This window comes from Bacillus sp. EB600 (assembly GCF_024494385.1).
In the GTDB taxonomy this organism is placed as follows: domain Bacteria; phylum Bacillota; class Bacilli; order Bacillales; family Cytobacillaceae; genus JAEVLT01.
In genome coordinates this window covers 1-22,638 of record NZ_JAEVLT010000022.1, presented here as the reverse complement: position 1 = coordinate 22,638, position 22,638 = coordinate 1, and the positions used below count along the sequence as shown (strand labels likewise).

Here is a 22,638-nt window from a genome sequence, read left to right as displayed (position 1 = left end):
ACTTCATTATACAATGGAAAAAATACCGCAGAAAACTGAAGGAGCAAAATCATCAGGAATTGCCATGGCTAATGATGCTTTCAACTGCGGATGTCTAACGTAAAAAATTGGACGATGAAATGTTGGCTGAACTGGAGAAATGGGCGATGAATATTGAAGAAGTGAGAGAAGCGTTAATCGAATGGGAAAATCTAAGCTCGAAAAAGAAAAACCGGGTTGAGTATGAAGCACGCTTAAAAGAACTTCGCGATCTATTGAATAATTTTTAAGGATATCACAGAATGGGAAGAAGGAATTGAAGTAGGAATTGAGCAAGGCATCCAGAAAATAGCAAAAAAATGTTGGAGAAAGGAAAACCCATTTCTGAAATTGCTAAAAATGACCGGATTCCTTTCCATTATAGAAATGTTATTACGGTAGGCGACGACACTTTTTGTGTATAGTACGATGGCAAAAACCCATGTCCTGGTAGGGTGGGTCGTACAGCCAAAAAATAAAATAGGACCAATCGATTTTGTGATTGGTCCAGTTTTTCTTAATCTTAATAAGTTGTATACCACTCAAGCCGTTTATTCGTTCGTGTTCTTGTTCGTTAGCCAAGAACACGAATGAAAGAAATAAATATTTCTATCTTCATAAAGGAAGATTGAATTGCCATGATACTCCGAATCGGTCATTTAGCCAGCCAAATTTCTTGCTAAAGCCATAATCGCCAATTGGCATTAGGGCTTCCCCACCATCAATAAGTTTCTGATAAAGGTTGTTAATTTCCTCTTCAGTCTCACATGTAACAAAGATTGAGAATGAAGGAGTAAAGGAAAACTGATGTTTTACATTACTGTCAATGCACATGAATTCTTGCCCTTTTAAAGCAAAAACAGCTTGCATCACCGTTCCTTCATCTCCGGCTTCATTTGCTCCATATCGAACGATACTTTTAATCTCTGAATCCTTAATTATTGATGTATAATAATTTATTGCTTCTTCTGCTTTTCCACCTTGAAACATTAAAAATGGTGTGACCTTTCCCATTATAAACAACTCCTTAGTTGATAAATATTAAGTCAAAACTTGCCTTCAGCAATTTTATGAATATGTATGATGAATTTGTTTCATTATAGGATAGGTATTCTTCATATAGAACTCTTCCTAATTTAATTATAGCAAATAAAAAATGGTTAATATAGACTATTTATTCCCATTTACTACTGGTAAAATCAATAGAACATTAATGGGTTAGGAGAGATGTGGAATGAGTTCTTTGGTTCTCGGTTTTCAGGAAATGGAAAAAACACAGCTTTTGCTCGTTGGCGGAAAAGGGTTGAATTTAGGGAAATTGTCAAAAATTCAAGGAATACACGTACCAGAAGGATTTTGTGTGACAACAGTGGGATATCAAAAAGCTATCGAACAAAACGAAAATTTTCAAGCATTATTGGATCAACTAACACGGCTAAAAGTAGAGGATCGAGATCAAATTGGTACAATTAGCAGGAAGATTCGACAACTCCTTATGGAAGTAGAAATTCCTTCCGATGTTGCGTGCGCAGTTGCTCACTATCTCTCCCAGTTTGGCGAGGAACATGCTTATGCAGTGCGTTCTAGTGCAACTACTGAAGATTTACCATATGCCTCTTTTGCTGGACAACAAGACACCTATTTAAATATTATCGGCAAAGAAGCAATCTTGCACCATATCAGCAAATGTTGGGCTTCCCTATTTACGGATCGGGCTGTAATCTACCGCATACAAAACGGGTTTGACCACAGTCAAGTTTATTTATCCGTTATCGTTCAAAGGATGGTTTTCCCGCAGGCTTCAGGGATATTATTTACCGCTGATCCGATTACATCTAACCGAAAGCTGCTATCAATCGATGCCAGTTTTGGACTTGGAGAAGCACTGGTCTCTGGCTTGGTATCAGCCGATTGTTATAAAGTACAGGAAGAGGAAATCGTCGATAAGATGATAGCAACCAAAAAGATGGCTATATATGGACGAAAAGACTGCGGAACAGAGACCGTGCCGATCGATCCTGATCAGCAAAAGACTCAAACCCTTAATGAACAGCAAATTTTACAACTGGCACGCATCGGAAGACAGATCGAAGCTTATTTTGGTTGCCCACAAGATATCGAATGGTGTTTGGTTGATGATACATTTTATATTGTCCAGAGTCGCCCGATCACGACTCTATTCCCCGTCCCTGAAGTGAATGATCAAGGAAATCACGTCTATGTATCTGTTGGTCATCAACAAATGATGACCGACCCCATAAAACCATTGGGATTGTCTTTTTTTCTGTTAACGACTCCCGCACCCATGCGTAAAGCTGGTGGAAGGCTGTTTGTTGATGTCACACAACAACTGGCTTCACCTGTCAGTAGAAACATTTTATTAAATGCCATGGGACAACACGATCCGCTCATGAAAGACGCACTTATGAACATTATTGAGCGAGGAGATTTTATAAAATCGTTGCCAGATGATAATAAAGCACCGAGTCCCACTAGAGGCAATACAGATATACTGGCACAAATTGAAAACAATCCATCAATCGTTTCTGATTTGATTAAGCGTAGCCAAACATCCATTGAAGAGTTAAAACAAAACATCCAAACAAAATCAGGATCAGATTTAGTTGATTTTATTCTAGAAGATATTCAAGAATTAAAGAAGATTTTATTTGACCCACAAAGTTCTGCTGTATTTATGGCTGCTATGGATGCTTCTACATGGATCAATGAAAAAATGAAAGAATGGTTAGGTGAAAAAAACGCAGCAGACACGCTTTCTCAATCTGTACCAAACAACATTACGTCGGAAATGGGACTCGCACTATTGGATGTCGCTGATGTGATTCGACCTTATCCAGAAGTCATTGATTATTTACAACATGTAAAAGATGATAACTTTTTGGATGAACTGGGTAAGTTTAAGGGTGGACAGATAGCTAGAGAAGCTTTCTATGCTTTTCTCAACAAATACGGAATGCGATGTGCCGGAGAAATCGATATGACTAGAACTCGATGGAGTGAAAAACCAATTACCCTTGTCTCCGTGATTCTAGGTAACATCAAAAACTTTGAGCCTAATGCAAGCAATCGAATTTTTGAGCACGGGCGGCAGAAGGCTTTGAAAAAAGAACAAGAGTTATTAGACCAATTAAAGCAATTACCGGATGGTGAACAAAAGGTCAAAGAAACAAAACGAATGATCGGCCTAATCCGAAATTTTATCGGGTATCGTGAATATCCAAAATACGGCATGATTTATCGCTATTTCGTTTATAAGCAGTCTTTACTGAAAGAGGCCAAACAACTCGTGCAAGCGGGCGTTATTCATGAAAAAGAAGATATATACTATCTCACTTTTGAAGAACTTCGCGAAGCCGTACGCACAAATAAACTGGATTACCAGATCATCAGCAAACGAAAAGACGAGTACAAATTATATGAAAAACTAACTCCCCCACGTGTGATCACGTCTGATGGTGAAATCATTGCGGGTGAGTACAAACGAGAAAATCTGCCAGCAGAAGCTATTGTGGGTTTACCTGTTTCTTCCGGAGTTATCGAGGGACGCGCTCGTGTCATCTTAAACATGGAAGATGCTGATTTAGAATATGGAGATATATTGGTCACCTCCTTTACTGACCCTAGCTGGACACCATTATTTGTATCCATAAAAGGTCTAGTTACCGAAGTTGGTGGTCTGATGACTCATGGAGCAGTGATCGCACGTGAATATGGCTTACCAGCTGTTGTCGGTGTAGAAAATGCAACCAAATTGATAAAAGATGGGCAACGAATTCGCGTGCATGGGACAGAGGGGTATATCGAAAAACTGTAATAGCTGGGAACGCAGCAACCATAACTAGTGAAATTGTGTGGCTTCAAAGTCCTTTTTTGCGTTTTTTACGATCACTTTTAAATATTCTATCCAACAGGAACATTTAAACGAAAGATTCGCAATAGCTGTATGAAGAAAAATGGATATGTTACCGGAATTTGGGAAAAGTTATGGATAATTCCGAAAGGAGACTTACTTAAAATATGGTAAAACTTATTTTATGGGCTTTCTTTTTATTACCCTGGCTTTCCTTATTCTTCTTAAATAACTCTGCTATTCGCAGATTTATGCCTGTAGCCTTGTTAGCAACCGTAATAAACACCATAATATACCAAATTGCTTGGACGTATGATTGGTGGAAGTATAAAGAAACTCTTTTTTCGTGGGATAAGGTAGCACAAATACATACTGTTTATGGTGTTTTTTTGGTTGGAACTATATGGATATTTTATTTCACATTTCGTAAATTTTGGATTTATTTCTTTGTTAATTTGATTGTAGATTGTATCTATTCATTTGGTCTCAGAACATTATGGAAAAAACTTGAAATTACAACCGGTCCGGGGAACTTATCTCCTCTTGAAGGGATTCTAATTATGACAATAATTGCTATCGCTCTTTACGTTTACCAGTTGTGGCAAGAAGGGCCAAATGGTGGAGAAAATAAGATTAGAGAGGAATAGTTTTCTGTAACTAATCAGGGCCTTAGTGGAACAAAAATTAAACGAAAAGCCTGTATCATGATGATTAAATATTCGATACAGGCTTTTTTTGTTTTACAATTCCATGAATTCACTCGCAATTACTTCTATTCTTTTACGATTTCCAATACCATTTTACCCTTAGCTTTGCTGCTTAGAATCTGGGCTTGTGCTTTTGCCGCTTCTTCTAGCGGCAGTATTGTTCCTACCAGGGGTTGCAGGCCCCCGTTTTTCAGTGCAGCTTCAACTGCAGCCAAACTTTGTTTAAATTCTGCCTCTGGCGCATTCCACACGGCCATGCCAAGGATATCGGCTTCTTTGGCCATTGTCAGGCGAGGATTGAAATCCAATGAGCCGCGGTTGCCTACTACGACCACACGGCCAAACTTGTTTAAATATTTTAAATCCTCCTCCAAATTTACATTGGCGAGCATCTCAATGATTACATCCACGCCGGGACCTTTTGTAATGGAAGAAATGGCTTCCAAATAACCTGGCTGATTGTGGTTAAGTACGACATCAGCTCCCGATTTTTCAACTAATTCCATGCTTTCTTCCGTGCCGGCAGTTCCGATTACTTGTGCGCCTGCATATTTTGCCAGCTGGACGGCCAAGATCCCTACACCGCCTGAGGCACCATGCACCAGTACAGTTTCTCCCGGCTTTAGTTGTCCCCGGTGAAAAAGTGCACGATAAGCAGCTGTTACTGGAACACCAAGCGCTGCTCCTTGTTCGAAGCTGACTGATTCCGGCAATTTATACACAGCAGTGTCATCACAAACCATTTTCTCCGCATATGTACCTGTTTTTCTTTTAGCTAAAATAGAAGCGACAAATACACGATCGCCGATCTTGAGCCTGTTGACACCCGGACCAACCTCATCCACCACACCTGCACCATCAAATCCAGGGATATATGGAAACTCCGGGTTGAAAAAAGCATACCCCCCTGCCCGTATATAAGCCTCAGCCGGATTTACTCCGGCATAAAAAAGCTTTACGCGGACTTCGTTTTCAGCCGGCACCGGTTCTTCAACCTCAACCAGTTTTAACACTTCAGGATCCCCAAAGGACGACATTTGAATAGCTTTCATTTTAGTTCCTCCTCGCTTCTTTAAAATAATCTTAGAATTTCAAAGTACTGTTATTTTTCTTTTCCAAAAAAACTGCACGTTTGATAACTAAATAATAGCGAAATATGGAAAAATAAAAAAGGAGAATAATGAATTTATCAGGGTATAAATTCGTTTATGACTTTTGCTATTTCACTGACTTCTTGTTTTACCTCTTGTCAGCAACAATAACATTGTGAAATTGTCATACGGGGCAGTCCTATTTTATATCCTATAGAAAGAATAAAAATCCTTAAAGTCTTCATTATAAAGGAGCGGAATAGATGATTCTTTCTAAATTTATAGATGAACTCCCCATTCCCTCAATTTTACAACCTCTATGGAAAGATCGGTTTTATACTTATTATGAAGTAAATATGACTGAATTTAAGCAATCTCTACATAGTGAACTGAATGATACTACTGTATGGGGCTATGAAGGCAGATATCCTGGACCTACCATTAAAGTGGAAAGCGGAGAAAAAGTATTCATCAAATGGATCAACAATCTTCCTGAGAAACATCTTTTACCGGTTGACTGCACAGTGCATGGCGCCCATACGGATGTACCGGAAGTGCGAACAGTCGTACATATTCATGGCGCAAGTGTTGAATGGGAAAGTGATGGATACCCGGAAGCTTGGTTTACAAAGGGATTCCAACAAGTAGGGCCTCATTTTACAAAACAAGTATATCAATATGATAATTACATGCGGGCTGTCACTCTCTGGTACCACGATCATGCGCTTGGTATAACAAGACTGAATGTGTATGCTGGATTAGCAGGGTTTTACCTGCTTTCGGATCATCACGAACGTTTATTGAATCTGCCAACCGGAAAATATGATATTCCACTAATTATCCAAGACAAGAGTTTTAATATAGATGGATCACTTTATTACCCAAAGCAGCCAAGAAAACCTGTTCCAAATTTGGAAACATCGGTAATACCTGAATTTTTTGGAGATAAGATCCTTGTGAATGGCAAAGTATATCCATATTTAAAAGTAGAACCACGTAAATATCGATTTAGGCTGCTTAACGGTTCCAACACCCGCTTCTATAGAATTAAGCTTGATTCGGGTCAGCTTATGTACCAAATTGCAACCGATGGAGGATTAATGCAACACCCCATAGGAGTTAAAGAAATCATGTTATCACCCGCAGAACGAGCAGATATGATCATTGATTTTACTAATCTCGAGGGAAAAAATATGATTATGACCAACGACGCCCCCACTCCTTTTCCAACTGGAGAACCAGTAGATGAAAATACAAGTACGGTGATGCAATTTAGAGTAACTCTTCCTCTGGCTACTATTGATACGAGTGTAATACCGGCACATATGATGCCATTTCCAAAAATAAATGAACAGTCAGCTTCCAAGATACGATATCTTTCATTAAAAGAAAAAAAAGATCAATACAACCGTTCGATTATGTTGCTTGATGATAAACACTGGGATGCCCCTATTACAGAAAATCCTAAATTGGGGCAGACAGAAATATGGTATCTTATTAACTTAACAAACGATTCACATCCTATTCATCTTCACTTAATTGATTTTCAAATCTTAGACCGGAGAGATTTCGATGTAGAAAAGTATAAAAGGGAGAAAATAATCCACTATACAGGTCCGGCAATTCCTCCAGAACGACAAGAAAGAGGCTGGAAAGATACCGTCCGGGCTAATCCTAACCAAATAACCCGGATTATTTTGAAGTTTGGTACTTATACTGGATTATATGTATGGCATTGTCATATACTGGAGCACGAAGATTATGAGATGATGAGACCTTATATGGTTATCCGCTGACAAATCCCACCGCTTTAAATCTGGTAGTTGTCAACGTTGCCTTCTCCATGTTTTTTCAATCATTTAAATTGTGCCATTATAAAACCGTATATTTTTATAACCTCTTAAAAAGTTTTTTCCCCTAAGGCAAGAATCACTAATAAATTGGGCAGGCTGCTACTCTCTTGAAGAAGAAATTTATTGCAATTTTTAGTTTGTTTTCTGCACAACGATCAGCTATTTCCGAATGTATTCGAGTTCGAGATCACTCAAAGGATAGGTTTGACAGAGAAAGACATGTCCATTCTTTTTTTCCTCATCTGACAAAGCCTTGGCTGCCCAATCATTCAATTTATAGTGCCCTTTTGTTATTTTCATTTTACACATTCCGCAACCACCGCCATTACAACCATAAGGCACTTTTACCCCTTGCAGTTTAGCAACCTCAACAACGGACATAGTTTCGGGACAATAGAAACTTTCATTTTTTAAAGTTATTCTAAACACTTCCATTACCTTCTTTCTATGTTATAAATTTTAGGAATCATGAAACGAATCTAGTTTCCTATTTTCCTAACACCATTTTTCTATCAAAAATCTGGAACAGTTTGATAAATTATCAAACTTAGTTATGTATTAAATTCATACATTTTCGTAACTGAACAAAACTGACCTTCACGTCTTGTATACTTATCCGTTTGATTCATCCTTCTCTTTTCATTAATAATACGCCACCAATCAGAAAAGTTACATACACCCCCCGTGAAAAAGTTGCCTGACCCTTAGTGTGTTAAAGTGTTAACGCATCGGATAATTTTACAAAATCTCATATTGTTGAAGGTATAGTTCCCAAGGTACCAAACGAAACGAACTAGAATTAATCGATCCTTAAACTATACATTTAAAGTCTGTACCGGTCATCATAATACAGGCTTTTTTCTGCCAGCAGAAAGCGGTGCACAGTTCAATAACAAACGCAGAATATGTCGATGGATTTACAAAAACTTAAATAGATTAAACGGCATTTTTATGATACAAATAAAGCAAGTTCTTTTATTTAATTCTTTGTACCAATGATGAAGACATTCCTCTTAAAACTTCAATAGGAATGAATTGGAAGCAATAACGAACTTTTATTTCGCTTTATTTGCCATAAGTACAAGGAGGTAATGCCGATTATGCAAAATAGTCAAGGATATTATGAATCTGGTAGATTTTTCATGAACATCGTCTCTTTTGTTCTCAATCCGATTGCAGGATTGTTCCTGTATATCGCCCTTTTTGTTCTTACTGCCATTGGGGTTTACTACATGACAAAAAATAACCGGAAAGAACTTATTTGCCACCAATACAAAGATAATATTATATATTTGAATTCTGCTTCCAAGGAATACCATAAAAATCGAAGAGTAATCTGAAGTTTGTACTGAAAATGATTTTTTCCTCCATATGAAAAAGCCACTCAAATTGTTTTAAATAGAATATTTATTCATTTAACTGCTAATAGTATAAAAACCACAATTTGCCTTGCAACCACTCTCATTTCATTAAAAAAGTTAGCTGCTTTGAATAAGGTGCCTGCCCACAGTGTGTTAAAGCGTTAACGCATCGGGGTACAGACACGTGCATCAGATTCTCCCCCATTAGTTAAAATTTAATGTTTTTGTAGATTTATAGTAACTCTTATAACAAAGCTACCCTGTTAAGCTGAATTTTTATTTTGTTGAAGAAACAAACAGCCTGCTATGGCAGCCCGGCTATTCAAGTAATGCACCCATTACATGAATAAGATCCTGTATTCTTTATTTAAGCAGATTCTTCATTTTATTAAAAGTTAAACGATTGCTACGATTATCTTGGAATTTGTATACAATCCCACGAGCTAGCAGATATTATAATTATCGATTTATGGGAGGGTATAAAATGGTGGGGAAACATAATCCAAGATTAACATCTTCTGAAATTTCCGTAGTTTGGAGTAGCTATATGAATAACAGTTTTTCTATATGTATTATGGAATACTTTTTGGCTAATGTTGATGAACCAGAAGTAAAGTCAATTTTAGAATTAGCATTCAATATTTCACAAAAAATGTTAAATATGAGCAAGGAAATACTAAAAAAAGATAATCAACCAATTCCAGTTGGCTTTACTGACAAAGATGTATTTCCAACTTCTCCTCGTCTATATTCAGATGCTTTTTACTTATATTATGTTAAACATATGTCAAAAGTTGGTTTATCTATATATGGTGTGGCTTTGGCAACTGCCGCAAAATCTGATGTCCGTGATTTCCTAAGTCAAGCGATACAATCCTCAATAGAATTATATAATAAAACAGCCGATGTTTCATTATCAAAGGGATTATTTGTAAGACCGCCATATATTTCAACTCCTGATAGTGTTGATTTCATTGATAAAAAGAAGTATTTAGGTGGTTTATTAAATTTAAATAATAGACCTCTGAATGTTATCGAAATTACTCATATTGCAGCAAATATTGAAGCAAATGAAGTTGGTAGAGCTCTTTTACAAGGTTTGGCCCAAGTAGCGAAGTCTAAAAAGGTTAGTGATTATTGTAATAAAGGTAAAGAAATATCTAAAAAGCATGTTCAACTGTTTTCATCCATGTTAACTGAGGATGACATTCCTGCTCCAAAAGCATGGGACCTTGAAGTCACAGATTCAACTTTCACCCCTTTTTCTGATAAATTAATCATGTTTCATATTACCTTGTTAATTGCATCAAGTATTTCGAACTATGCAACTGCTTCAGCAGCAAGTTTAAGAATGGATATTGCAGCATCTTATGTCCGTTTAACAGTAGAAAATGCTCAATACGCCAAAGATGGTTTAGACTTAATGATTAAAAACGAATGGTTGGAACAACCTCCGCAAGCCCCAAACCATAAAGGTTTGGTAAAGGAATAGAGTGTTTAAGGAGGAGTGATACAACTTTAAAATGATAAAAAATAGGATTTATCGATGTGGGTAAAGATGCAATCTCAAAAATAATTATGGATTTGCTATGTGGGATGCGCATAAGGATCCCACGGGGAATCACCCCTCCTTTCCTTTCTTCTATTTGTCTTTGGACCGTTTTTTTGAAGATTGAAGTAATCTACTCTTCTAGATTGAAGATTTTTGGAATGTAATTTAAAGATGTATTTTTATCGATGCTATATTTGGTTCCTGGTGTATTAAAGGTTTTGAAGTTATCGCTCCCTTTTCCCCCCCGTTCACACCGTCCATTTGACTTTCACCGCATACGGCGTTCCAACTAATCCAATTCATTCAATTCTATGTATTTATTTAGATTGATGTTGCTTTCTTCCAAACTCAAATCGTTGCGTACCAGCTTTAATGGGCGAACAGCCCAACCCTTGGGACCGACCTACCACAGCCCCAGGATGCGATGAGCCGATATTGAGGTGCCAAACCTCCCCGTCGATGTGGACTCTTGGGGGAGATAAGCCTGTTATCCCTAGGATAGCTTTTATCCCTAGGATAGCTTTTATCCGTTGAGCGATGGCCCTTCCATGCGGAACCACCGGATCACTAAGCCCGACTTTCGTCCCTGCTCGACTTGGGCTGATCCCGTTTCGCTCGCTGCTACTAAGGGAATTGCAATTGCTTTCTCTTCCTCCGGGTACTTAGATGTTTCAGTTCCCCGGGTCTACCTTCATTACCCTATGTATTCAGGTAAAGATACTGTTCCATTACGAACAGTGGGTTCCCCCATTCGGGTGCCTGACCCTCTGTGTGTTAAAGCGTTAACGCATCAGGGGTCAGGCACCCGAATTTAAGTATGATCGCACTATCTTTCTTGGAAGCTATATTTTTAAAGTATTTACAAGATTATCTGAATATTTATAAAATTGTTATAAATATCACCATTACTATTTATATGATGCTTTATAATAATACGAAGGAGAAAAGTATCACTCCTATTCAATTGGAAAGGAGGTGGTAACCATGTCACTTGCTGATTTTGATGATATTTATCGGTTATGCAGTGATTATATTAAAGATGGTGTGTATGAAGATAGCACAATGATGCGATTAAATCAGCTATCTAGCAAATTACTTACGTATCCAAACAACTTCAAGCTTGACGCGCTGGGAGAGTTAGAAGAAAAAAGAGATGAAGTCTTTGTATAACAAAATAATTCGCTATATGGCAGGTAGTTAAACCTCTTTATTCTTTATACTGTTTATGAAAAAATGTTTTATAAATGTAAAAAAGCCACAAGTATACAAGTAATGTTAAAAACTTGTATATTTGTGGCTCATTAACGTTATTCGTAAAGTGAATGTTAAAGTTCAGGAATATTTTCCATTTTTCTTCAGGATGTATAATTGTGCTTTTTTATAACTGTCTACTCGACAGGGGTCACCCTTTAGATTATTTGCTACTGACAATTACTGTATCTCCTTGGGTATTCATAGACCAGCCTAGAATATCAACAGCAGACTGAAGCGGGATATAAGTGATTCCTGTCGGGCTCTTCCAATCAGGTGTTTTTAAATGAACTGGTTTTCCGTCAACGAATGCTGTATTTCCTTGTACTTTCCATTCAATTTGCTTCTCGGGTGTTTTGAGGAGCAGGCGATTTTCTTCTGTATGCGTGACGTTGCCATTGATGCTGCGGGCAAAATCGTCTAATGGAACCATAACATTGCCTTTCTTATCAACAAATGGGACCTCACCAAAATGGCTTACTCCTAGCAGAGCATTGTTTAGTTGAACTTTGACCAAGGTTCCATTGGCAGATTGGTTAGTCAAATCGCCATCATTATACATGTAAGGTAAAAAGTTCGGATGTTTAAAATCAAACATATCCAAAATGTTGTTGGCATTTGTATCCTTGCTGTTTAACGCCGGCAAATTATAGTTCCACTCAAGGAACTTTAAGATGGAAGTATGGTCGTATTGAACGTGACTGACATAGTTTTCCTTCGCATAAGGAGATATGACTATAGCGGGAACGCGTGGTCCATCTCCTTGTAATCCATCTGCATTAGGAGTTACGGTTGGTGGTGCCACATGATCATAGAATCCGCCGCCTTCATCATACGTAACAATAATGGCCGTATCTTTCCAATATGGGCTATTCATAATTTCGTTAATTGTGTCAACTGTAAATTCTTCTGCAGATGGTGTACTTTGATTACCAGTACCAGGGTGTTCATCGTCACCATATCCAGCTTTTATAAAACTAACTTCAGGTAGACTGCCGCTTTTAATATCCTGCGCAAAGTTGTTGTAATCCTTTAAGTTGTTATTATATTTCCCATCCTCATAGTTTTGAAAATACTGGAATGGGTTGTGGTGAGGCGAATATTTCTTCGCTTCATCTGAAGTCGGATCTGCCTTTGCTGCATCCCATCCTCCAGCATACCAAGCCCAGGACTGGTTTGCAGCGCTTAACTCATCACCAATGTTTGTATAGGTCAGGTTATATTTAAGTCCATTCGTGCTGTCTCCGCCAAATGGACCGTTTTTAGGCGATGGATCACCGGTAATTTGAGAGTTAGGGTTTGTGTTACTTGACGTTTGACTTCCATTTCCAGACTGCCCCGCTACTAAATAGAGTGCTCCTGGTGTCGACGGACCATAGACAGGTTGAAAATAGTTATCCGCTAATGCATAATGCTGAGCATATTGCCAATAAGCCGGAATATCATTGTAATCAAAATATGACATTGCTAATAAGCCTTTATCATTCGTGTCGGTTGGTTTACCACTATCATGATTAACCTGATAGAACTTGTCCATTTTACCACCATCTACCATGGAGATCATTGGACCATAACTATGGTTAACATCTGTTTCTTGAATAGCCGCTTTCCCTGTATCATGCCAAGGATAAACCGGAATTCCATTTGCATCAGGATTATAGACATCCCCATTAGCATCTCTCGTTACATTCCCTGTAACGTATTTAAAGTTTCTTACATCCTTAGGTGTCCCGTTAAGCGGTTTGAATCCCTGAGCATAAGGGTATGTTCCAAAATAGTTATCAAACGTACGATTTTCTTGAAAAATAACCACAGTATGTTTGATAGGAGAAGCTGTTTTCGTTTCTGCAGATGATAATTTCTCTGCTGATGTCGGTTTTATTTCTTCAGCATTTGCTTTACCCACAATAGGTGCTGCCAAAAGCGACAATGCACTTAAAGACACAGCAAAATTTCGTAATCCTTTTCTCACTAAGTTCCCCTCCGTTACAAGTTTGATTTTTTCTACTATATAAAAGCTAACAAATGTTTGTAAATTTAATAGGAATAAGAGTATTAATTTATCGTAAAAAAAAATAGGTCCTGTGGACCGCTACTATAGAACCATCCTCCAGTCATTTTCGAAATAAGTCGATATTTGCGATAAATAAATATTACTAGAATTCACCTTCGACTGGTAAAATAGATCGATTGTTGTATACAAGGAGCGGATTGCCGTGAATAATGAAGATTTACTTAAAAACATAGAAAAGCTGCGAAAAAAAATGATTGCCGCTGGTTTGTCCAAGGGGTTTACCTCTGAAGAAACTATCAAGCTTAGTAAAAAGCTCGATCAATTACTAAATCTACAAATGAGAATAATAGGGAAAATATCTGCTTAATCAATGGACTATTATTAAAGGATCAGATAGGAGAAGAAAAAGCTTGTATCTAACATTACTTAGTAGATACAAGCTTTTGTATTAAAAATATATTTTGGTCTTTTCATCTTAACGAATATTATTTGCCTGAAATGCGGTTTTGAATATCGTAGGTGAATGGATTTGACAGTGTTTTAACATAATTTACGAAGGCGTCAATGTCTACAGGACCTACTGTCCGGTTCTTGCCTTCTTTCAAAACAAAATATTCATCGCCGCCATCCGCCATAAAGTTATTAACAGTTACCGTATAGGTTGCCGCCATATCAAGTGAAGTACCATCAGCTTTATTAATTTGAAGAATTCTGCTGCCTGCCGGTTTGCTGCTGTCATACGAATAGGTCAAGCCGGAAAGCTGAAGCATCCGTGTCTGGCTGCCCCACTGCTGTTCAAGCAATTGCTTGATTTGAGCACCTGTCAGGTCCATTTTTACAAGGTCGTTGTTAAACGGCTGCACTGTGTACAAATCCCCCCATGTAAGCTGCCCTGCCGGCAGATCAGCACGAATTCCGCCCGGGTTCATAAAGGCAAAATCAGTATTCATCGCTTTAAGCATGCTGTCTGCTATTAAATCGCCTAATGCTGATTCACCTGCTGCATTTTGGACACCTGTAATCGGATTTGAAGCATTACCAACTACCTGTTTAACAATTGGCGCAACTTTTGCCTCGTATTTATCAATCATCGATGTAATCGTTGGGTCAGGTTGGATTCCTTCGTGGTAGGTCGTCACAATTTCTGCGCTTTTGCTGACAATATCCTTTGTGCGCGGATCGATTTTCAGATCCACATCAGAGAAAGCTGTTCCGTATGAGTATGATTGAACCAGTAGCTTTCCGTTTACAGTTGCATTCATGTACGCATGATTGTGACCGCCAAAGATTACATCTACATCACTGTCGACTTTATTGGCGATATCAACCAGATCACCTGCTGCATTTGTTCCATCTGTTTTTGAAGTTCCCGGGTCATGTGCTAAAACAACGATTGCATGAATTCCCCGCTTATGCAGCTCCGCTACGGACTTGTTGATCGCTTCTGCCTCATCTGAAAATTTAACGCCCGCTACTCCGCTCGGTGTCACGATGGTAGGAGTAGAGGAGAGTGCAACGCCAATGATTCCAATTGGCATACCGTTTACTCTTTTTACTACGTATGGCGGAAGAATCGCTTTCCCCGTTTTCTCGTCTATGACATTGGCTGCAACGTAAGGAAAATCAGCACCTTCAAAATCGTTTCCGGTTTTCGGATTTTTGCCGCCATAAACTAAACGCAGCATTTCATTTACGCCTTTATCAAATTCATGGTTACCTAAAGTACCTGCGTCAAAGTCAAGTTTGTTCAGCACTTTAATTGTTGGTTCGTCCTGCAGCAATGAAGATGTAGGGGCACTTGCGCCTACCGCATCACCTGCATGCAAAAGCAGAGTGTTCTTCGGATTCGTTGCCTCGCGCTGTTCCAGATAGGCAGCTAAATAGTCAGCTCGTCCTACTTCCTTGCCGCCGACTTTACGTGTTACGTCTAACTGGCCGTGCAGATCGTTAATGCCCAGCAGCTGCACATCAATAAGCATATTATTTTGGTGTACATTCTCATCCCCTTTGCCCTGCTGATTCTGTGCAGCAAATACGGATCCTGCTGACATGCCAAGAGTAATGGCAACAGCTGGTACTACTTTGCTCATCTTTTTCCAAACCGCAGATTTCCCCATTCTTGCAACCCCTTCTCGTTTTTTTAATAGATTAGTAGTCTTTTAATAGTATATCTTCAGAATATTGAGTTTCCTTAAACCCTTTGTAAGCGTTTTGATAACTTCATATATTGAAAGTATAAATTCGAATGGGGATCACTACGTCCCTAAAGCATTGTAATTGTTGTTTGTGTTGTACATAGTCACAGCCTGATGAATAGGACTAAAGTAGTGATATAAAAATGTAAGAAAGGTTCAAAATTATCCATCTTTAGATACCAGTCTCTTTGTAACTTTGGTTTCCCTATTCTCGCACCGAAGAAGAAGGAAAAAGGTATCCAATGATTTTTTGGATACCCTTTTCTTTTTAAAATTATCTCGTTAAACAAGGTTTTCGAGCGGTGCCTAGTACTAGGATTTACCTGGGGCCAGTGAATTTTCCAAAAGGTCCTTCCACTTCTCTTACACAAAGTTCGTAGCCTTCCAAGACAATTTCACTGCGAGCCGGGGATATCTAACTCGCCTCGTTCACCCTTTGTTCATTCAATTGGTTCACCTTTTAAAGCGCCGGCAAAGTCATAGATAAGGTGCCTAACCCCCATTGTCTAAATTGTATTTTTAGCACATAGGGCAATTAATTAAATTATTTGTGTGTTTTGGATTAACAGTTTCAAAATGAAAAATCTTCTCCGGATCATTGATTTACATAATATAATTATCGTTATCTATTTTGATAAACCTATCTTTATAGATTCATTCAATATGGATTAGGACTGAACGTTGACGGTTAAAGTTGGCACAATCTTTGTACCAATTGATGCGGTATCCTTCTCAGGAGTTATTAACAAAAACTGTACTGTCCCGTTTAAATTACATGTATAAGAGTTACCAGAAGAAATTCTGTTTGCATTGGAAGTATTTAAAGATCCCTCCCCACCATCAGTAAAAATCTCAATATTACCTTGATCGAATGCCTCTTTGGTTTTTGCATCAGCTGAAACAAAGGCGATTGTTTGTCCAACTTTAATAGTAAGTGTATTTTGTCCTGTTAAAACTACATTTCCGTTATTGTCCAATTTGAAGAGCACTTGAACAGCACCGGCAGGAGCTTGCTGTGAAGCAGGTGTTTTAGAGTCAACATACTGTTCTCCTTGAAGTGATAACTGATGCATTCCAAATTCCTGACTGCCACTTACAAGAAGTACGTTATCCTTTTGCTTGATTGACATTTCATCGATTTTTAATTTTTCCTCCAATTTACATGTGCCATTTTCATCCACCGTCAAGGCTAATGCCTGCCCGTAACCTGTACTGCCGCCTACATCTGCTGCTATGAGAGCAAGCGCCCGTTTTTGTGATGCTGATCTTGTCACAAAGATAGATTGGAATTCGTAAAATGGATAGATATCATTGTCTAAGATATCTCCGGACCATTTGGTCACCCAGTTTTCGGAATCACTGCTATACTTTACCACAATCACTTTTCCCTTTCGGCCATTGGTATTGTCCTCTCTGGCAATCCCCGCAACAACGACCTCTTGTTTCGGAAACTGAATCACCTGAGATTTTTTCAGCTCCCAACCGGGGGCAAGCGAATCAACTGCCGTTTGATCAAATGCCATTCTACTCTTTTTAACATCTGTATTATCACTTTTGTTTACAGGTTCAGTCGATTTCGTCGGATTTTCTGAAACAGCAGACTTTTCCTGCCTTATCCCACCAAACTGACATCCACCCAAAAATGCAGCAGTCACTACTATGACCGCTACTGCACCTCCAAAGATCCATTTAGAATTTGACCATTTTTTCAATACCATTCCCCTCCTAATTTTCACCCGATCGATTCTTTACATCACCAAATACAGTAAAGTAGAAATATAATAACAATAAAACGTGTATTCAAAAACACTTAAAATATAAAGCATCGGGATATTCTTTTTGAATCACCCACAACTGAGTGTTCAGTTTCCTTAAAAAGTTCATTTAGAACCCGCACACTTCTTACGAACAACACGAAACAACTCATTTTTTTGGTTTCTACCGTCGAGTATGGCTTCCTCTTCATCCTATTTAAATGGTAAAATACCATCTGAGGAATGTTATAAAAAAGGGCCATTTACTTCTTTTGATTCTTCTTTTAACTTTAAATAACTTAATCTAGTAAAGGTCCATTAATGAGAACCACTTTTCCTGAACAGTCAGTAAGAAATATGTCCCTAAATAAACCTTAAAACAATATTAATCAGGCCAAGCCCAATGGTTAATCCTATTAAAATCTTAATAGTTGTTCGGTATTTTTTATTTTCTACGTCTTGTTCAAATATCTTTTTTTGTAAACCATCGATTTTCTTTTCCATTTTATGGACTTCTTCCGAAAAAGTATCTCTCGTTTTTGTAGATATTACCTTCACTTCACTTAGATTTAAATCAAGCTGATTCTCTAAATTCTTCTTTTGATCAAAATAAAGTTTTGTATTTTCAGATGAAAGTAGTTTGACGTTTTCAATTAATTGATGATTGATATTCCTCTGAATACCATTCAAATCTTCTATTTTACCGCACATTTCCTCAAAAGCATTTTTATTAGAAACCTGAAGTTGTGCTAAGTCTTGTTTTAAATTTTTATTTAATGTAAGTTGTTTTTCAGAAAAAACATCATAGCGATCGATTATTTCTTTGTTTGTTTCCTTCAAGTTAGTAGTAATTTCCTGAACATGCCTATTAACTTTATCCTGATTGGAATTTGTCTTTTCAATTGCTTGGTACAGGCCTTTAAACTCTTTTAAAGCCTCACTTGTGGCTTTTATCTGTTTCGAATGATTTTCAAGCTCGTCAATTGTCTTATTTAATTTTTCTAAGTTTGCCATTGAATAAATCACCGATTTCTTTTAATTTCTTATTTGCACTTTGAAGGTATAATCCCAAACTATATTCATCCTTAAGTTCCTGATAAATAGTAAGAATTTTGTCTTGATAAAAATAACAAAGAATTTCACTTAATAAATTCCCATTTTTCTGATCAAGATATGAGCCAAGTTTTAATGTTTCGGTTAAAATACTCTGCTGAACATTCTTTTCAAAGGTTTTAATATTATTAAAAGCAGAGATTAAGCGATCCTTGCCAGCTATTTCCGAAAAATCATCTGTAAGTAATCCAATCATTCCACTTAAGTAATTTAACCCAGTATTAAAACGATAACTTTCTAGGAAACGAACTAAAGAGGATTTTACTGATTCTATAGTTGAATAGTCGATTAATTTTCCTGATTTATCAAAGAAAACATGAAACCAGTTCGTATAAGAACCTGGATTTTGCGCTATATAGTCAAGAACGTAAACAGAATCTGTAAACTTAAAATATTCTTCAATTTTTTGTTTTAATGCTTCATTGTCATTTTGATATTTTGTACAGTAATCTACCAAGGTTTTCAACGACTGTCGACGATTATAAAAGACATTGTCATATGTCCATTGAACAAGAATTTTAAAAATCCTTTCACCTACATCCTTTTGATTATCTTGATATATTTTTACATATCTTATATAGTTTTCATTTGATGAATCATCCAAGCTAAATGATGGATCGTATTTATGGATGTAACCCAGCAGCTCAGTACGAATCGTATCAATCGTAAAGTAGCCAAATTTCACTTCGAAGGAACCAAAATCTCCCAACTATTAACAGTCCAGTCTTTTACGATTCCTAGAATAGAAAGACGGTAAATGGCTTTTTGTGTTTCATTAAAATTAAGCTCTAAAACATGACAGGAAACAATTTTTGTTTGCCCCGCTTCCGCATATGTATCAATAACCTTATTCATAATCTGAGTTTCTTTTTCAACACCCTGATTATTTTGTATCCATAAGAAAAAGTTACTTAAAATATCCCCTTGTCTTTTATATCCAACAGCTTTTAGGGTGCTATTTATTTCATCAATAGTGGTGTCTAATTGAAAAAGTTTATTATATTCTTCGTCGCTGATTTTGTCCTTGCTAAAAAGGATAAAATTTGTTGCCTTTTTACCATCACGACCAGCACGACCTGCTTCTTGGTAGAATGATTCAAGTGAACCAGGCAAACTATAGTGAATGGTGTAACGGATATTACTCTTATCTACTCCCATTCCAAACGCTTTGGTCGCAACTAAAATCGGTACCTCATCCTTCTTAAAACAATCTTGTATTCCTGTTTTGTATTTCGTGAATTTTTGGGCTGAAACCATTTCCTTCTTAGGTTTTTCTCCTGAATAAAAAGGTATATTCGTTTGGTATTTTTGCGAGAGTTGGTTTGACAACTCATAACAGCCTTTTTTTCCATTTACATTTATTGTAAAAATAATACCCGAATACGTGTACTTATCCCTTTTTTTTACGATATCGGCCTTGTTATTCATTGCATTAATAATACTCGTCAAGTATTCATATTTTTTGTTAGGGTCCACATCTACAAGATTGTATACCTTAAAATTAAGTTCTGGTCTGGTATATTCTAATAATGTTTTTACATTGCTTTTATCCGTTTGAAATTCGATCAGGATATCTTTTAATACATTAAAAGATGCTGTCGCCGATAAACCCACTAGCAGACCAGTTGGACAATAATATCTAATTGTTTTAGAAAGATGCAAGTAGGAAATACGGAAATCATGACCCCATTCGGACAAACAGTGTACTTCATCAATGACAGCTAAGGCTATGGTACGTTCCCTATTTAATTTTTCTAGATAAACTCTGAATTCCGGAACCTGAAATCGTTCAGGAGAGATAAAAATAAATAAATATTTACCTTCGGAAAAATCGGATTGAACCTGTTTCTTCTCCATTGTATTCAAATCACTTGAAATAAAATTAATGCGTGTAATGGAAGCGTTATTGAGATTTTGAACTTGGTCGCGCATGAGAGAAATAATCGGCACAACAACAAAACTAATACAGGGCTGCAGAATTGCAGCTAATTGATAACAAAGTGATTTTCCGCCCCCTGTTGGTAACAATCCAACAGTAACTCTACCGGAAAGGATATTAATGATAATCGGAAGCTGGCCGTTTTGAAACTTTTTATGTCCAAAAATATTTTCAAGTAAAAAGACCAATGCCGGAATATCGATATCCTCGCCGTCAGAGATTATCCTGTAATGAATAGGATCGGATGTAGAGATAGAAAAGTAATCTTGATTAGAAAAATAATCTCCTCGAATAAAAATAACATCTTCTACTAGTTTATTTTCGTCAGTCCAGCGTTTACGCAGACTAAAATCTAGTTTAATGCCGTCTTCAGTTGAAAATTCATCTACATACCTAATTTGAACTTTTGGTGGTGTAAAGGACTTTTTTAGTAATTTGTAAAGGTGTTTCAGCCACAGGAAAAGATCCTTTAAAGCCCATTCTAACACCCTGGAACCCTCATGATCTTTCACTTGTAATTTCCATAAAGAATCATTCAAGTTTAGGACATCATTTTCCAGCACAGATAACAAAGTCAACTGCCAACGCATAACTGCTGCAGATTTCACAGATTCATTCAGTACAAACTGATCAAATGCTAATTGATAAGGAAGTAATGCTGTTTTATATTTGTCTAATTGATGCTTAATCATGTTGATTTTATGCATATAACCAGAATTTCCGCTTTCGATCTCATTGGTGGATATTCTAACCGTTGCAATCCCAAATTTGTTAAGGAAGAAATCTCTCCGTTTATCTTTTTCCACCTCTGACTCTTGATCATGCTGCATACCATCAATTTCGATAACCAGTTTTGCTTGTGGCAAATAAAAATCAACCGCTCTTTTTACAAATGAAGAATGCTCTCCTGTAATCTCCGTTATTTCACATTCAGGAATCATTAAGTTTTGAATAAATTTATAATCAACTAAGTCACGTGGTAGTAATGAAGAATAAAATTTCAAGGCGGGATTGTATCCGGATTTTCCATCACCTTTTATGGTATCGTACCGGATTTGTGTTTCATTACTATTAAAATAGATGGGAGTAGAATGAATACCACTTTCACAATGGAGGTTTTCTTGTAGGAATCTTGACATTTTCGTAGGATTGCCGCGTTGTAAAATGTTTTTTAGAATACAAATAGCAGGATCTTTTTTTATAACGTCTTCCATCATTTTTATATTTTGAATAACAAAATTAGTATCCCCATTTATGTATCCAGCAGTGAATTGTATCATACTCATAATCCCCTAAAATAGAATATTCATATATTATTTTACAATAGAACGTTCTATTAAAAAACAGATTATGGAAGATAATCCATTTATTTATTTTTCGATTAAAAAGTTCACTTAGCGCCTATTTACTTCCCATACCTCTTTCCATTGAAGATAGTGGAACTGCATTTTCCACTGGATCTTAGAAAGACGACTTTCCTGTCAATCATAGCGCCTGCAATCAGAAAAGTTACAAACAGAACATTCGTTCATTTAACTGCCTTTTATTTAAATGCGTTACGTTGTGTTTTTAGCACATAGTACAATTAGTTAATTTATTTGAGTATTTTGTGGATAAAAGTTTTATGGTGAATCCTAAATTTTCTCCAAATTATTAGTTTACATAATATAATTATTGTTATCTCCTTTGATAAAATGACCGATCTACCGAAACTCAGCATCCATCAAACCCTGAACTTTAGATCAAAACATGCCATGGTCAAATGAAATAAGCCGTATATTCGATTAAAAAAATCATGATATACGGCTATTTGTGATACGTACCGGAAAGGTGCGCATATTTATTATAATTCGGGCTTACAAACAACCCACTTATTGTTCCATTCATGCACTTGTTCGTAATATAAGGTTAGCCAGAAT

The 22,638-nt window shown here is 37.0% G+C and carries 17 protein-coding genes and 1 other annotated feature; of the genes, 8 read left to right on the top strand and 9 right to left on the bottom strand.

Annotated elements, in window-relative coordinates; all coding sequences use genetic code 11:
• Nucleotides 1–119 precede the first annotated feature (119 nt).
• Nucleotides 120–269, top strand: coding sequence for a hypothetical protein (locus JN080_RS19060; RefSeq protein ID WP_256237564.1), 150 nt, complete (start codon nt 120–122; stop codon nt 267–269).
• Nucleotides 270–633: 364 nt separating this feature from the next.
• On the opposite strand, the gene JN080_RS19055 is transcribed toward JN080_RS19060, so the two are convergent.
• Nucleotides 634–1,032, bottom strand: coding sequence for a VOC family protein (locus tag JN080_RS19055; protein ID WP_256237563.1), 399 nt, complete (start codon nt 1,030–1,032; stop codon nt 634–636).
• A 220-nt stretch (nt 1,033–1,252) separates the two neighbouring features.
• Here JN080_RS19055 and ppsA point away from each other — a divergent pair, with 220 nt between their 5' ends.
• A complete protein-coding gene (gene ppsA, locus JN080_RS19050; protein ID WP_256237562.1) occupies nt 1,253–3,853 on the top strand; it encodes a phosphoenolpyruvate synthase in 2,601 nt (866 codons plus the stop codon).
• Between the two features lie 203 nt (nt 3,854–4,056).
• On the top strand, nt 4,057–4,536 hold the full coding sequence (locus tag JN080_RS19045; protein ID WP_256237561.1) for a hypothetical protein: 480 nt from the start codon (nt 4,057–4,059) through the stop codon (nt 4,534–4,536).
• Between the two features lie 125 nt (nt 4,537–4,661).
• Here the strand turns inward: JN080_RS19045 and JN080_RS19040 are convergent, their stop codons facing one another.
• Nucleotides 4,662–5,648: an NADPH:quinone reductase gene (locus JN080_RS19040; RefSeq protein WP_256237560.1), complete on the bottom strand. Its 987-nt coding sequence runs from the start codon at nt 5,646–5,648 to the stop codon at nt 4,662–4,664.
• 302 nt (nt 5,649–5,950) lie between these two features.
• Here JN080_RS19040 and JN080_RS19035 point away from each other — a divergent pair, with 302 nt between their 5' ends.
• The gene (locus JN080_RS19035; protein ID WP_256237559.1) at nt 5,951–7,483 is read left to right on the top strand and encodes a multicopper oxidase family protein; all 1,533 of its coding nucleotides are present in this window, start codon (nt 5,951–5,953) and stop codon (nt 7,481–7,483) included.
• Nucleotides 7,484–7,699: 216 nt separating this feature from the next.
• Here the strand turns inward: JN080_RS19035 and JN080_RS19030 are convergent, their stop codons facing one another.
• The gene (locus tag JN080_RS19030) at nt 7,700–7,969 is read right to left on the bottom strand and encodes a 2Fe-2S iron-sulfur cluster-binding protein (RefSeq protein WP_256237558.1); all 270 of its coding nucleotides are present in this window, start codon (nt 7,967–7,969) and stop codon (nt 7,700–7,702) included.
• 671 nt (nt 7,970–8,640) lie between these two features.
• Between JN080_RS19030 and JN080_RS19025 the strand changes: the two genes are divergently transcribed.
• The 3 genes from JN080_RS19025 (at nt 8,641) to JN080_RS19015 (ending at nt 11,623) form a co-directional block, all read left to right on the top strand.
• Nucleotides 8,641–8,880, top strand: coding sequence for a hypothetical protein (locus JN080_RS19025; RefSeq protein WP_256237557.1), 240 nt, complete (start codon nt 8,641–8,643; stop codon nt 8,878–8,880).
• Nucleotides 8,881–9,385: 505 nt separating this feature from the next.
• Nucleotides 9,386–10,393, top strand: a complete 1,008-nt coding sequence (locus JN080_RS19020; RefSeq protein ID WP_256237556.1) for a DUF3231 family protein — start codon at nt 9,386–9,388, stop codon at nt 10,391–10,393.
• Between the two features lie 304 nt (nt 10,394–10,697).
• Nucleotides 10,698–11,276, bottom strand: a sequence feature (23S ribosomal RNA rRNA prediction is too short).
• Between the two features lie 161 nt (nt 11,277–11,437).
• Nucleotides 11,438–11,623 (top strand): hypothetical protein, encoded by a 186-nt coding sequence (locus tag JN080_RS19015; RefSeq protein WP_256237555.1) that lies wholly within the window; start codon nt 11,438–11,440, stop codon nt 11,621–11,623.
• A gap of 244 nt (nt 11,624–11,867) precedes the next feature.
• Here the strand turns inward: JN080_RS19015 and JN080_RS19010 are convergent, their stop codons facing one another.
• The gene (locus tag JN080_RS19010; RefSeq protein ID WP_256237554.1) at nt 11,868–13,676 is read right to left on the bottom strand and encodes a phospholipase C; all 1,809 of its coding nucleotides are present in this window, start codon (nt 13,674–13,676) and stop codon (nt 11,868–11,870) included.
• Between the two features lie 244 nt (nt 13,677–13,920).
• On the opposite strand from JN080_RS19010, the gene JN080_RS19005 reads away from it, so the two are divergent.
• Nucleotides 13,921–14,085, top strand: a complete 165-nt coding sequence (locus tag JN080_RS19005) for a Spo0E family sporulation regulatory protein-aspartic acid phosphatase (RefSeq protein WP_256237553.1) — start codon at nt 13,921–13,923, stop codon at nt 14,083–14,085.
• 118 nt (nt 14,086–14,203) lie between these two features.
• Here the strand turns inward: JN080_RS19005 and JN080_RS19000 are convergent, their stop codons facing one another.
• The 5 genes from JN080_RS19000 to JN080_RS18980 all read right to left on the bottom strand — a co-directional run bounded on the left by JN080_RS19000 (nt 14,204) and on the right by JN080_RS18980 (nt 21,999).
• A complete protein-coding gene (locus JN080_RS19000) occupies nt 14,204–15,835 on the bottom strand; it encodes a bifunctional metallophosphatase/5'-nucleotidase (protein WP_256237552.1) in 1,632 nt (543 codons plus the stop codon).
• A 746-nt stretch (nt 15,836–16,581) separates the two neighbouring features.
• Nucleotides 16,582–17,625, bottom strand: coding sequence for a hypothetical protein (locus JN080_RS18995; protein WP_256237551.1), 1,044 nt, complete (start codon nt 17,623–17,625; stop codon nt 16,582–16,584).
• Between the two features lie 405 nt (nt 17,626–18,030).
• Nucleotides 18,031–18,681 carry a hypothetical protein gene (locus JN080_RS18990; RefSeq protein ID WP_256237550.1) on the bottom strand — a complete coding sequence of 217 codons (651 nt, stop codon included), beginning with the start codon at nt 18,679–18,681 and terminating at the stop codon, nt 18,031–18,033.
• Nucleotides 18,656–19,489, bottom strand: a complete 834-nt coding sequence (locus JN080_RS18985) for a hypothetical protein (RefSeq protein ID WP_256237549.1) — start codon at nt 19,487–19,489, stop codon at nt 18,656–18,658. Before JN080_RS18985 ends, JN080_RS18990 begins: the two co-directional genes overlap by 26 nt.
• Nucleotides 19,462–21,999: a RecQ family ATP-dependent DNA helicase gene (locus tag JN080_RS18980; RefSeq protein ID WP_256237548.1), complete on the bottom strand. Its 2,538-nt coding sequence runs from the start codon at nt 21,997–21,999 to the stop codon at nt 19,462–19,464. The genes JN080_RS18985 and JN080_RS18980 overlap by 28 nt, the downstream gene beginning before the upstream one ends.
• Nucleotides 22,000–22,638 lie beyond the last annotated feature (639 nt).